Annotated in this window: 15 protein-coding genes; 3 read left to right on the plus strand and 12 right to left on the minus strand. The window is 69.0% G+C overall.

What is annotated here, in order from left to right; all coding sequences use genetic code 11:
* The first annotated feature begins 24 nt into the window (after nt 1-24).
* Entirely contained in the window at nt 25-804 is a 780-nt protein-coding gene (locus tag ACXIZN_RS33895; RefSeq protein WP_457959040.1) for an alpha/beta fold hydrolase, read from the plus strand.
* A 17-nt stretch (nt 805-821) separates the two neighbouring features.
* On the opposite strand, the gene dnaB is transcribed toward ACXIZN_RS33895, so the two are convergent.
* From dnaB to ACXIZN_RS33955, 12 genes are all read right to left on the minus strand, one after another.
* Nucleotides 822-2231, minus strand: a complete 1410-nt coding sequence (gene dnaB / locus ACXIZN_RS33900; protein WP_007032313.1) for a replicative DNA helicase — start codon at nt 2229-2231, stop codon at nt 822-824.
* 475 nt (nt 2232-2706) lie between these two features.
* Nucleotides 2707-3504, minus strand: coding sequence for an ESX secretion-associated protein EspG (locus ACXIZN_RS33905; protein WP_457959041.1), 798 nt, complete (start codon nt 3502-3504; stop codon nt 2707-2709).
* Between the two features lie 96 nt (nt 3505-3600).
* Nucleotides 3601-4935: a PPE domain-containing protein gene (locus ACXIZN_RS33910; protein WP_457959042.1), complete on the minus strand. Its 1335-nt coding sequence runs from the start codon at nt 4933-4935 to the stop codon at nt 3601-3603.
* A 3-nt stretch (nt 4936-4938) separates the two neighbouring features.
* Nucleotides 4939-5538 (minus strand): DUF3558 domain-containing protein, encoded by a 600-nt coding sequence (locus ACXIZN_RS33915; protein ID WP_457959044.1) that lies wholly within the window; start codon nt 5536-5538, stop codon nt 4939-4941.
* The gene (locus ACXIZN_RS33920) at nt 5538-5939 is read right to left on the minus strand and encodes a hypothetical protein (RefSeq protein ID WP_034314333.1); all 402 of its coding nucleotides are present in this window, start codon (nt 5937-5939) and stop codon (nt 5538-5540) included. The genes ACXIZN_RS33915 and ACXIZN_RS33920 overlap by 1 nt, the downstream gene beginning before the upstream one ends.
* A gap of 141 nt (nt 5940-6080) precedes the next feature.
* On the minus strand, nt 6081-6536 hold the full coding sequence (gene rplI / locus ACXIZN_RS33925; protein WP_005168124.1) for a 50S ribosomal protein L9: 456 nt from the start codon (nt 6534-6536) through the stop codon (nt 6081-6083).
* Nucleotides 6537-6548: 12 nt separating this feature from the next.
* Nucleotides 6549-6797: a 30S ribosomal protein S18 gene (gene rpsR, locus ACXIZN_RS33930; protein ID WP_005168122.1), complete on the minus strand. Its 249-nt coding sequence runs from the start codon at nt 6795-6797 to the stop codon at nt 6549-6551.
* A gap of 77 nt (nt 6798-6874) precedes the next feature.
* On the minus strand, nt 6875-7378 hold the full coding sequence (locus ACXIZN_RS33935; protein ID WP_126734698.1) for a single-stranded DNA-binding protein: 504 nt from the start codon (nt 7376-7378) through the stop codon (nt 6875-6877).
* 17 nt (nt 7379-7395) lie between these two features.
* Nucleotides 7396-7716 carry a 30S ribosomal protein S6 gene (rpsF, locus tag ACXIZN_RS33940; protein ID WP_016338288.1) on the minus strand — a complete coding sequence of 107 codons (321 nt, stop codon included), beginning with the start codon at nt 7714-7716 and terminating at the stop codon, nt 7396-7398.
* 78 nt (nt 7717-7794) lie between these two features.
* Nucleotides 7795-8685 (minus strand): hypothetical protein, encoded by an 891-nt coding sequence (locus ACXIZN_RS33945; protein ID WP_457959045.1) that lies wholly within the window; start codon nt 8683-8685, stop codon nt 7795-7797.
* A gap of 101 nt (nt 8686-8786) precedes the next feature.
* The gene (locus tag ACXIZN_RS33950; RefSeq protein WP_457959046.1) at nt 8787-9680 is read right to left on the minus strand and encodes a hypothetical protein; all 894 of its coding nucleotides are present in this window, start codon (nt 9678-9680) and stop codon (nt 8787-8789) included.
* A 124-nt stretch (nt 9681-9804) separates the two neighbouring features.
* Nucleotides 9805-10608 carry a hypothetical protein gene (locus ACXIZN_RS33955; protein WP_457959047.1) on the minus strand — a complete coding sequence of 268 codons (804 nt, stop codon included), beginning with the start codon at nt 10606-10608 and terminating at the stop codon, nt 9805-9807.
* A gap of 119 nt (nt 10609-10727) precedes the next feature.
* Between ACXIZN_RS33955 and ACXIZN_RS33960 the strand changes: the two genes are divergently transcribed.
* On the plus strand, nt 10728-11507 hold the full coding sequence (locus tag ACXIZN_RS33960) for a deoxyribonuclease IV (RefSeq protein WP_457959048.1): 780 nt from the start codon (nt 10728-10730) through the stop codon (nt 11505-11507).
* 262 nt (nt 11508-11769) lie between these two features.
* Entirely contained in the window at nt 11770-12288 is a 519-nt protein-coding gene (locus ACXIZN_RS33965; protein ID WP_457959049.1) for a hypothetical protein, read from the plus strand.
* The last annotated feature ends 20 nt before the right edge of the window (nt 12289-12308 follow it).

Below are 12308 nucleotides of genomic sequence, written 5' to 3' on the forward strand. Positions count from 1 at the left end.
CGCCGGGATCGCCAAGGAGTGACCATGCGCGAAGGTGTACTGGCGGGTGGCGCCCCGTATCTCGAATTCGGCACGGGGAGCCCGCTCGTGGTCTTCCGGTCGGTGCTGCCGGACTCGGCCAACCCCACCGGGTTCGCCCGCTGGGCGGAGATGCGATCCCTCAAACCGCTGGCCGAACGGTTCACCGTGCTGGCCGTCGGCAGGCGGCCGGGGCTCCGGCCCGGCGTCACCATGGCCGATCTCGCCGCCCACCACGCGGAGGAGTTGCGACAGCGGTTCGACCGCCCGGCGGATGTGCTCGGCGTGTCCACGGCCGGTTGCCTCGCACTGCAGTTCGCCGTCGACCATCCCGGTCTGGTGCGGCGGCTGGTGGTCGGCGCCGCGGGCGCGCGGCTCGGCGAGGAAGGCCGCCGCGTCCAGCGCCGGTACGCGGATCTGCTGGCCGCCGGACGGCACCGGGCCGCGGCCATGGCGCTGGCGCCCACCGTCGCGGATTCCCTGCCCGGGCGGGCTTTGCTGGCCGGGCTGCTGGCGATGGCCTCCGGACGCCCGGCGGATCCGGACGGCATGGTGGCCATGCTGCGGGCCGAGGACGCGTTCGACATCGAAGACCGGCTCGGCGAGATCACCGCGCCCACCTTGGTGATCGCCGGTTCGCAGGACGCCATCTACCCGCTCGAACTCGCCGAGCGACTGGCCGACAAGACCCGCCGCGGTGATCTCAAGGTCTATCCGGGACGACGGCACCACACGGTGATGAGCGACCGCCGCTTCGCCAAGGACGTCTTCGAGTTCCTTCTCTGACTCGCGGTGCTTCCTCGCTAGTCGTGGGACAGGTCGACGAAACGGCTGTAGTGCAGCTGGTGCGCCACGGTGATCGTCGCCGTCGGCCCGGCACGGTGCTTCGCGATGATCAGGTCCGCCTCGCCGGCACGCGGGTCGTCCCGCTCCCAGGCGTCGGGGCGGTTGACCAGGATGACGAGGTCCGCGTCCTGCTCCAGCGAGCCGGACTCACGAAGGTCGGACAGCATCGGCCGTTTGTCCGTCCGCTGCTCGGGACCACGGTTCAGCTGGCTGATCGCGATCACCGGGACCTCGATCTCCTTCGCCAGCAGCTTCATCTGCCGCGAGAACTCCGAGACCTCCTGCTGCCGCGACTCGACGCGTTTGCCCGAGGTCATCAGCTGGAGATAGTCGAGGACGACGAGTTTGAGGTCGTTGCGCTGCTTGAGTCGCCGGGCCTTCGCGCGGATCTCCATCATCGTCATGTTCGGCGAGTCGTCGACGAACAGCGGCGCCTCGGAGACCTCGCTCATGCGGCGCGCGAGCCGCGTCCAGTCGTCGTCGGACATCTTGCCACCGCGCATATCCGCCAGGCGGATCCGAGCCTCGGCCGAGAGCATGCGCATGACGATCTCGGTCCTGCTCATTTCCAGCGAGAAGATCACGCTGGTCAGACCGTGTTTGATGGACGCCGAACGCGCGAAATCCAGTCCCAACGTCGATTTCCCGACTCCGGGCCGCGCCGCGACGATGATCATCTGGCCGGGGTGCAGGCCGTTCGTCAGATCGTCGAAATCGGCGAACCCGGTCGGGATGCCCTGCGACTGCCCGCCGCGCGAAGCGATCGCGTCGATCTCGTCCATGGTCGGCTGGAGCAGCTCTTCCAGCGCGACGTAGTCCTCGCTGGTGCGCCGCTCCGTGACGTCGTAGATCGCGGCCTGCGCGCGGTCGACGACCTCGTCGATGTTCGCGCCGTCGGCCGCGGCCGCGCCGTAGCCGTACTGCACGATCCGCGTGCCCGCCTCGACCAGGCGCCGCAGCACCGCCTTCTCGGAGACGATCTCGGCGTAGTACCCGGCGTTCGCCGCCGTCGGCACCGTCGCGATCAGGGTGTGCAGGTACGGGGCGCCGCCGACGCGGCCCAGCTCGCCTCGACGCTCCAGTTCGGCGGAGACGGTGATCGGGTCGGCCGGTTCGCCGCGGCCGTAGAGGTCGAGGATGACGTCGTAGATCGCCTGGTGCGCGGGACGGTAGAAGTCGTCGGGACCGAGGGCTTCGATGACGTCGGCGACGGCGTCCTTCGACAGCAGCATGCCGCCGAGCACGGACTGCTCGGCCGCGATGTCCTGCGGGGGCTGGCGGTCGTACTCGCCGCCACGCGGACCGGGGTCGCCGGGACCCGGGTCGGACTCCGCGTACATCGGATTGCGGTCGTCGGTCAGCGCCACCGTTGCTGCCACCTCCTCAAGACATCGAACACGCGTTCGATTATGCCAGAATTTCCCCGGTCGGCCCGTCCGCGCCCGCCTGTCCCTCCCGCGGCGTCCGGCGCTCCCCTGTGCTCCCCTTCTCGGCCGGACGGCCACCACGGTGTGTACCGGCCCGGCGGGCACGGTAGGCCCCCCGAAAGGACGAGCGCAATTTCGCCTGGGGACCGCCCTGTGGACAACCTGGGGATGACTGGGGGCAACCCTTCACAGGTGAGCCGAAGCCTGTGTACAACTTGTGGGCAACGATGGGATCGTCTGACAAAAGTGCTGGTCAAGGCCTGTGGAGACACTGTGGAGAACTTTATTCAACTCGCCACGGCGTGTCGGGCAAAACTCGTCGTTCGGCGTGTCGCACGCGGGCGCACAGGGGTGCCCTGTGGATGGATGACACGGAGAGTAGAGGGGTCATCCGCCCGGCTGAACGGAGCCGGATTCAGGACGCGAACAACCTGCCCTGTGCGCTCCGTAGTCGTTCTCCGAGAATCTGCTGGTCGGCGGGTGTGAAAGCGATCCGCGGTTCGCCACTCCCCGGTACCTCTTCGGTCAGCCACCGGCCTTCGGTCGTATCGATGTAGTTCACCGGGCGTTCGATCCGCTGCCGCGCGCCACTCCGGCCGCGGGCCGCGACGTAGAGGCTTCCACTCCCCAAACGGCGTAACGCGAGGATGCGGCGAAGCTCGTCGGCCTCCTGGCTGCCGGCGCTCTGCCTTCCGCTGCGAAGGACCTCGAAGCCCTCCTCCTGCGCGGTCGACGATGAGCGCGGCGCCTCGACCTGGCTCTTCGGGACGGCGACCGGCCGCCCGCGTCCCGGCGCGAGCTTCGGGATCTGGTCGAGGAACTCGGTGAGGAGCTCTTCCGGCCGCACCGAAGCGAGCGCGATGCCATCGTGCTCGCTGTGCCGCGCGAGGACGAAGCCCTCGCCGCCGGCACTCCCCGCGAGCAGGGTGAAGCTCAGCGCCTTGCCCTCGAACCCGCCGTCGATCCAGCCGTAGTACTCCAGCGACGGCCTGGCGATCGCTTCGAGCGTCGCCTTGAAGCCGGGGTGCAGCCCCCGCGCGCCGAAGAGGCCCTGGCTCGTCAGCTCCTCGTTGGTCCGTTCGTCCTCGGCCCGCTGCGCGTCGTCGTCGAACCAGGTCGGCGTTTCCGACAGGATCGTGTGCGGTTCGCCGCCGCGGCGGCGGATCAGCGTGATGAGGGTGCCGGTCGTGATCGTGACCTGCTTGTCCAGCACCGGAACTGCCCCCTAGTCGTTCTTGTTCGTCCAGCCCGGAACAAGACAAGCCGGGCGCGCCCCAATCTTGGCACGCGCCCGGCCCGCTCGTGACGACTACTCGCCGATCACCGGCGGTGCGGTGAGTTCGTCGGTTCCGAAGATCTCGTTGGGGTCGTCGCCGACGAGGAATTTGGAGCTGCGCTCCTCGTCCTCGGCGCCCTTGCCCCTGGCGCCACCGGCTCCCATACCGCCCATGCCGCCCATCATCCCGCCGGCGCCACGGCCCGCTCCGGAACCGGAACCGGCCGCACCGCCGCCCATGCCGGCGCCGCCCATCGCCCCCGCGTTGCCGGGCAGGGCCGCGCCGCTGCCGCCACCGGGACCGAACCCTGGGCCGAAGCCACCGTCCGGGCCGAAGCCGCCCGCACCGGGGATGTCGGTGCCGCCGAAGCCTCCGCCGCCACCGCCTCCGCCGCCACCCGGCCCGAAGCCACCGGCGCCGGGGATCTTCGGCGGGGTGTAGCCGGACGCGTTCGTCCCGTCGTCCCAGGACGGCGGCTTGTAGTTGCTGCCGGGGATGTTCGGGTTGTACTGCCCGCCGGGCAGGTTCGAGCCGGGAAGGTTGGACCCGGGAAGGTTCGACCCCGGCAGGTTGCTGCCCGGAAGGTTCGAGCCGGGCGTGCCGATACCCGGCATGTTCGAACCGGGGATGTTCGGCGTGCCCGAACCGGGGATGCTCGGCATCGAACCGGGCGGGGTCGAGATGCCCGGCATCCCGTTGTGGCCGTTCCGGTCGCCCTGGCCGTTCCCGTTGCCGTCCTTGTCCTTGCCGTTTCCGCCGCCGCCGTTGACGTCGACGTTCGTGTTCTGCCCCTCCATCTTGGAGTAGGTGGGCAGCTTCTTGCCGTTCTCGGAACTGGCCTTGAAGTACTCGTTGAACGCGTCGACGTTCGCTTGACCCTTTTCGTTGTAGTCCCGGATCGCGCGGTCGGTGTCGGTGGTCCACGGCGTGATGGAGTTGAGCAGGTTGTTCTTCGGCGGTTCCTTCGGGACCTGCTGCACCTTCGCCTTCACCGTGGTGAAGGCGGTGTTCTGCTCGCCGAGGTACTTGTCGGAGTCCACCAGCTTCTTGCCGGAGTCCTCCATCCACGCCCGCAGCGGATGCGCGCCGGACTGCTGCGCGGCTTCGGCGCTCTTACCGGTCCAGGCGGCGTCCATCTCCTTCGACAGGTTGTCGATGGTGGTCAGCCGTTCCTGGTAACCGGCCTTGAGTCGCGTCGCCGCGGCCTGGCCCTCCTGGATCGACCCGGTACCCGGACCGGTGACGATCTTCTCCCAGATGTTGTAGCAGTCGATCTTGCGATCGCCGCCGGACGCTTCGAAGTCGCCGGATTTCGTGGTCGCCAGGTTGTAGGCCGAGTACCCGGCGATGATCGGCAGCAGGAACACGCGTCAGCCCTCCTTCAACGTCTCGATCATCGCTTCCCCCACCTTGAGCGCGACCGGGCACGGATCGCTCGCGCCCGGTCCGTTGTCGTACTGCACCAGGATGTTCACGGCCAGCTGGTCGGTCACGCCGACGAAAAGGCCGCATTTGCCCTTGTTCCGGGCGTCGAGCGACGCGGCGTACACCGCCGGGTAGCCGCCGACCTCGGTCGGCTCGAAGTACTCGTTGTTGGCCTTCGTGTCGTAGACGTCGCTCAGGCCGTTCTTGTTCGCGAGCACCGGGCTGATGTCGATCTGGTTCAGCCGGTCGTCGGCGGCGAAGAGCGTGCAGCCTTGGCCCACGCTCGTGGTCCCACGCTCACCTTCGCCGAGCCCGAGCTCGGTTCGCTTCGCCGCGGAAAGCGCGGAACAGGCGTCGCTCTCGATCGCCGAGGTCTTCAGGGGATTCGACACCTTGGGTGCGGAGCCGGACGAGCCGCTCGACGCAGTGGAGGAATCGGCCCCGGTCGTGAAGGACGGCTCGGACGAGGCCGTGCCGTTCTTGGTGCTCGAACAGCCGGCGACCAGCGCGCCCGCGGCGAGGAGGAGAACGAGGGAACGTCGCATCACACGGCCTTGTGCTTGTTGAGCGAAGCCTGGGTCTCGGCCTCGTTCGTGGTGATCTTCTGCTTGGCGGCGGTCAGCTGGTCGATGTAGTTCTTGACGTAGTCCTGCATCTTCTGGTTCTGCTCCAGGAACGCCTTGCCCGACGGGTTCGCCAGCTTCTCCCAGTCACCGCTCGCGAACTCCTTGCCGGGCGCCTTGACGTTCGCCATCAGGTTCGCGTCGCGGTAGTCCTTCTTGAGCTCGGCCTGCAGATCCGTCCACTTCTTGATGATGCCGTCGATCTTGTCCTTGTCGAAGGTGAACCCGCCACCTCCGGCCGCCGCCGGCTTGTCGGGGTTGGCCGGCGCGGACACCGTGACCTTCTGCTGCCGGTTTTCCTCGGCGTTGCTGTCGTAACCCATTGGTTCCAGATCCCCTTTTGAGTCCCCGTGCCTCGACGTCGAGTCAATCCTAAGACGTGACCCGGCCGAGTGGGGTTCCGCGTAAAACAAAGGGCGGGACCTCTCCGAGATGGAGACGTCCCGCCCTTCGCCGAAGCGGTGTTACTTGGCCTTGACCTCGAGCCGCACGTCGACGCGGACGTCGGGGTGCAGACGGGCGCCGACCGAGTGCTTGCCCACGGTCTTGATGTGGTCCTTCAGCTCGATGACGCGCTTGTCGAGCAGCGGGCCACCCGCCGCCTTGATCGCGTCCACGATCTCGGCGGTGGTGATCGAACCGAAGAGCTTCTTCGAGCCCTCGGCCGCCTTGCCGCTCAGCTGGATGGCGCCGAGGCCCTCCAGGGTCGCCTTGATCTCCTTGGCGTGGTCGAGGTCGCGGATGCGACGGCTCTCCTGCGCCCGCTTGATCGTGCGCACGTTCTTCTCCGCGCCCTTGGTGGCCACGATGGCGTAGCCGCGGGGGAGCAGGTAGTTGCGTGCGTAGCCGTCCTTGACCTCGACGATGTCGCCGGGCCCACCGAGGTTGGCGACGTCGGTGGTGAGAATGATCTTCGCCATTGACGTGCCTCCTTAGCGTGCGGTCGAGGTGTAGGGCAGCAGCGCCATCTCGCGGGAGTTCTTGACCGCGATGGCGATGTCACGCTGGTGCTGGCTGCAGTTGCCGGTCACGCGACGGGCACGGATCTTCCCGCGGTCGGAGATGTACTTCCGAAGCAGGTTGGTGTCCTTGTAGTCGATGTTCTCCGGGCGGCCCTTCTTCTCGGCCTTGCAGAACACGCAGACCTTCTTCTTGGGCTTGCGGATGGGTGGCTTGGCCACGGTATTTCTCCTGGATTTCTACGTAGTGGTTGTCTCGCGGCGTCTCGCGGAGCTTTCGCCCGCGGTGGATCGCCTGATCAGAAGGGCGGCTCGTCGGAGAAACCGCCGCCACCGCCGCCACCGGCGGGCGGGGCGGAACCCCACGGGTCGTCGGCGGGCGGGGCGCTCTGGCCACCGCCGCCACCACCGAAGCCGCCGCCACCGCCACCGGTGCCACGGCTGACCTTGTTCACCTTGGCGGTGGCGTAACGCAGCGACGGGCCGATCTCATCGACCTCGAGCTCGACGACGGTGCGCTTCTCGCCTTCCTTGGTCTCGAAAGACCGCTGCTTGAGGCGCCCCTGCACGACGACCCGCGCGCCACGCGTCAGCGACTCGGCGACGTTCTCGGCCGCCTGACGCCAGATGTTGCAGCGCAGGAACAGGGCCTCGCCGTCCTTCCACTCGCCGGACTGACGGTCCAGCGTGCGCGGGGTGGACGCGACGGTGAAGTTCGCGACCGCCGCACCGGAAGGGGTGAAGCGAAGCTCCGGGTCGGACGTGAGGTTGCCGATCACCGTGATGACGGTGTCTCCAGCCATCGGGAAAGTCCTTCGGCTCAGGCCTTGGCGGCGGCGGTCGCGGCGCGCTTGATCTCGCGGCGCATGACCTTGGTGCGGAGCACGGTCTCCTGCAGGGAGAGCTGGCGGTCCAGCTCCTTGACCGCTTCCGAAGTCGAGTTCAGGTCGAGCAGCGCGTAGATGCCCTCGGCGTGCTTCTTGATCTCGTAGGACAGCCGGCGACGGCCCCAGACGTCGACCTTCTCGACGCTTCCGCCCGAAGTACGGATCACGTTGAGGAAGTTGTCCAGGGTCGGGGCCACCGTACGCTCGTCGAGCGTGGGGTCCAGGATGACCATTACCTCGTAATGGCGTGACACAACCACTCACCTCCTATGGGCTCGCGGCCACGGACTGTCCGTGGCAGGAGGGTTTGTCCAGGTAAGCGTACCTGGCGGTCAGGCGACGCGGCGCAGCACCCAGGTGCGGACCAGCGCGGCGGTCACGCCGGCGAGCACGAGCACCGCGAGCAGCATCGGCAGCTGGACGTCGCCGCCGGGCATGCCGTCGGTCGCGAGCGCTTCGGCGTTGCCCGCGTTGCGGACGTCGGGGCCGCCCTGCCCGGCCTGGCCGTCGGTGCCGTACTGCGGGGCACCCTCGCCAGGGAGCGGGCTGTTGGCCGGGTAGCGCACGCCCGGCGCCACCGCGACACCCGGCTGCGCGACCGGCAGGTTGCCGTAGTCGCGCGGCGGCGCGTAGCCCGTGCCGTTGCTGCCGCCGGGGAGCAGGTTCGTGTTCGGCGGGACGCTGCCGTTGGTGCCGCCGCCGGTGCCGCCCTGCTGCGGGGCCGTGGTGCCCGGCGTCGGCAGGGTGGGCGCGACGTAGTTGGTCGCGACCGTCGTCAGGCCGCAGCTGCCTGCGACCTTGTGCTCGATGGAGTTCAGCGTCTTTTCGGGGTTCAGCCCGAGGCCCCAGGACTTGGTGTCCTTGACCGCCTGCCGCACGGCCGCGCCGATCGCCTTGCCGTCGATCGAACCGCCCGCGGCGTTCGGCACCGTGCCGAGGTCGATCCTGTTGACCTTGGCGATGTCGTTGGCGGCGACGTCGTAGAGGGCCAGCGTGCCCGCTTCCCGCGCGCCGGCCCGCACCAGTTCCTTGACCGAGGTGCCGGTGATCGCGACGGTGTCGCCCATCCCACCGCTCACGGTGCCGCCGCAGGCGTTCGCCAGCGTGGTGCCCGCGGCCGACGCGGTACCCGCCGTCAGGAGCGCGCCACCGGTGACCAAGGTCGCGAGTGCGGTGACGGTGAGCGCCTTGCGGGTGGTCTGCCAGATGGTCGTCTTCCGCACGGGCGCGTTCCTCCGGGTCGGTGGGGGCGTGTGGCAGTGCATGAGGAATCACTGCAACGGGGATAACGAGGGAGTGACCAGAAAGATACTAGGCGGTAGGTCTAACTTGTAGCGGCCATTCGGCGGAGCACCCAGGTGCGGACAAGGCCGGCGCTGACTCCGGAGAGTGCCAAAACGGCGATCAGCAGCGGCAGCTTCCCGTCTTGAGTGAATCCGTCGCTCACGCTCGGTAGCGCTTCGGCCTGTCCCGCGGTCTGGACGTCCGGGTTGCCGTTCTGGTTTTCGGCCGTGACGCCGAACTGCGGCGTGTAACCCGGGATCTGGCCGCCGTACCGGAGGCCGGGCGACGGGCTGAAGAGACCGGCCGTCGCCATCGGGATGGAGCTGTAGTCGCGCATCGGGGCGTAACCCGTGCTGATGCCCCACGGCAGGTTGCCGAAGTTCGGCGTGAAGGTGCCGGGCAGCAGCGGGCTGTTCGCGGCCGGGATGCCGCCTTGGGCGGGAGCGCCGCCCTGCGCGGGCGCGCCCGGCCCGCCCGTCTGCGGTCCGCCGCTGCCGGGCGTGCCGGGAGCGGGTTTCCCTGGCTGGGGCTGGGTTCCGGGAGCGGGCTTGGCGCCACCACCGGTCAGGGCTTCGTGGGTGCCGCTGACGGCGCCGTTCAGCGCCTCCGCGGCGGGTGCGCCGACGACCGGGACCGGCGCGACGACGGTGTTCACCACGGTCACCGTCACCCTGCAGAGGGTGCCGAGCAGCGCGTCGATCGTGCCCGTGAGCACCCCGGAGACCGGACCGGCCTGGCCGAGGTTGAGCGGAATGCCGAGCAACGGGGTCTTGCCGAGGATCGTGTCGCCGGTCTTGGCGGTCACCGATCCCCCGCAGGGCGCGGTCTTGGTCTCGGCGGCGGCGGCCGTGCCGGGCATGGCGAGGGCGGCCGAGCCCGCGAGAATGAAGGCCGACGCACCCAGGGCGGTCGCCCTCCGTGTCCGTTCGCGCATGCCTTCGACTCCTCCGTCGTCGGGGTCACCTACCCGGATAACGACGCTAATGGAGACGAGTAACGCCCGCTCACTCGAAGAGGTCAGGCATTCGAGTGGAAGCGGGCGTCACCGACGGTGAAGATCAGGCGGGCTTACCCCGCAGCCAAGCGCGGACCAGGGCCGCGGCGACGACGGCCAGCGCCAGCACCGCGAGCAGCAGCGGCAGCTTGGCGGGGGCGACCGGTGCCTGGATGGCCTGCGCGTTGCCCGCGTCCTTTTCGTCGACGGTCGGCGGCGGCACCTCACCCGGGATGATCTCGGTGATCACCGGCGCCTGGACGAAGCTGCCGGGGAGCAGCGCGGCGTTGCTGATCACGCCGGCGATCGAGTCGCCGCCGATGCCGGTGGAGGAACCCGGGCCGGTCTGCACCGGGAGTTCGCTGCCCGGGCCGCCAGGCTGACCCGGGCCTGGCCCCGGGCCCGGCGTCGGGGGCTTGGGCTCCGGGTTCGGCGGCTGGGGTTCGGGTTCGGGGTCTGGAATCGGCAGCTCGTCCACGGCGCCCTGCGTCAGATTCCCGAGCGCGTTCACCGTGCCCTGCGCGGGTTCGCAGACGCCCTGCGCGGCGAGGTCGCCGACCGCGTTGTCGGTGAGGCCGGTGGTCTTGACCAGATCGCCGACCGGCAGCGAAAGCAGCGGCTTCCGTCCTTCGGCGGTCTTGGCCTTCGAGTCCAGGCCGACCGTCAGCGCCTCGGGCGAATTCAGCGGGGCGCCCGCGTCGAGAACGAGTCCGTCGGCGGACTTCCCGTTCTGCAGCGTGGCGGCGCAGTCGCCGGAAAGGGTCGGATTCGGTTCCCCGGCGGCCGTCGCGGTCATCGGGAACGCGAGTCCGGCCGTGACCGATAGCGCGAATCCCCAAGCCGTGATCCGCCCGGCAGTCTTCCCCATCGAGTTCGTCCTCCGCCCCTCAGGACCCACGCGGTTTAACGGAACGCGCTCACGCTACCCCACGAGCGTGACGACCTGGCCCGCGCCGGGGAGAATTGCCCAAGGGTACTTTTGCCAACATGAAAATCGGTGCCCATGTCCGCGACGACGACCCGCTGACCGCGGTCGCCGAGCGCGAAGCCGAAGTCCTCCAGTTCTTCCTTTCCGACCCGCAGGGCTGGAAAGCTCCCAAACCCCACCCGCACGGTGAGGCGATCAAGGAATCGCCGGTCGAGGTGTTCATCCATTCGCCGTACCTGATCAACGTGGCGTCGATGAACAACCGCATCCGCATCCCGTCGCGGAAGAACGTCACGCAGCACGCGAACGGCGCCGCCGCGATCGGCGCGAAAGGGCTCGTCGTGCACGGCGGCCACGTCGGCGCGGGCGAGGACGTCGAAGAAGGTCTCGCCAACTGGCGCAAGCTTTTCGAGCGTGAACAGGAAAAGGGCGGTTTCGCCGTGCCGATCCTGATCGAGAACACCGCGGGCGGCGACAACGCGATGACCCGCGACCTCGACACGATCGCCCGGCTCTGGGACAAGGTCGGCGAATTCGGCGCGGGTTTCTGCTTCGACACCTGCCACGCGTACGCGGCGGGCTGGGACCTGACCGAGGCCGTCAAGAAGGTCAAGGCCATCACCGGCCGGATCGATCTGGTGCACCTCAACAACTCGCGCGACGAGTTCGGTTCCACCCGTGACCGGCACGCCAACGTCGTCGGCGGTGACGGCACGATCGATCCCGAGGTGCTGGTCGCGGTCGCGGCCGAGGCCGGCGCTCCGGTGGTCGTCGAGACCCCGGCCGACGGGCAGGCCGCGGACATCGCCTACGTCCGGGAGCGCGTCGCCTCCGCCTGAGGCCACGACCACCCGGCGGAAGCGGGACTCAGGCGTTGAGCGCGGGCCGCCGCCCAGGGCGTCGCGAAAGCCACTTTCGCGACGCCTGATGTCCCGAAAGTGGCTTTCGGGACACGGCCGCCAACTCGAACCGCCACTCACGACCGCTCAACCCGGCGCTACTCGGGAGGGAGAGCGTTCCCCCTCCGGCGGGAGGGCGGGGCGCGCCGATCGCGAAAGGCTCGACCCCGACCGGGAAACACCCGGTGCTGGAGGGGAAGCCATGAACATCAGGTCGAAGATCGCCGCGGTCGCCGTGCTCGCCGCCGTGGCGGGAACGCTGGGGGCGACGCAGGCGACGGCGGCTCCGTCGACGGGTTCGGCCGGCTCGGTCGTGCTCGGCTCGGCGGGCGGACCGCTGACGTTCCCCGGTTTCGAGGGCGACCCGGTCCGCTTCGATTTCGCCGCGTTCGGGGAACCCGGGAAGTCGTCGGGCCGGTTCCACGTGAATCATCTGACAAAGGACGGAAAACCGTTCGCCGATTTCGACGGCAAGATCGACTGCGTCTCGCGTGACGGCGACCTCGCCGTGTTGACCGGCGTGATCGAACGCGCCGACATCCCCGGCTTCCCGGTGAACCTGGTCGGCCGCCGCGTCGGTTTCTCGGTGCGGGACGTGCCGCGCGGTCACGACAGGATCGGCTGGAGCTGGGCGTACGGCGGTTTCGAACAGGACGTGCTGCCCTGCACCGGGCCGATCCCGTTCTTCGAAACGAGCACGGGCGGTTATGTCGTGCGCTGAATCGGCTTGACCCTCACGCC

Source organism: Amycolatopsis sp. TRM77291, assembly GCF_054166285.1.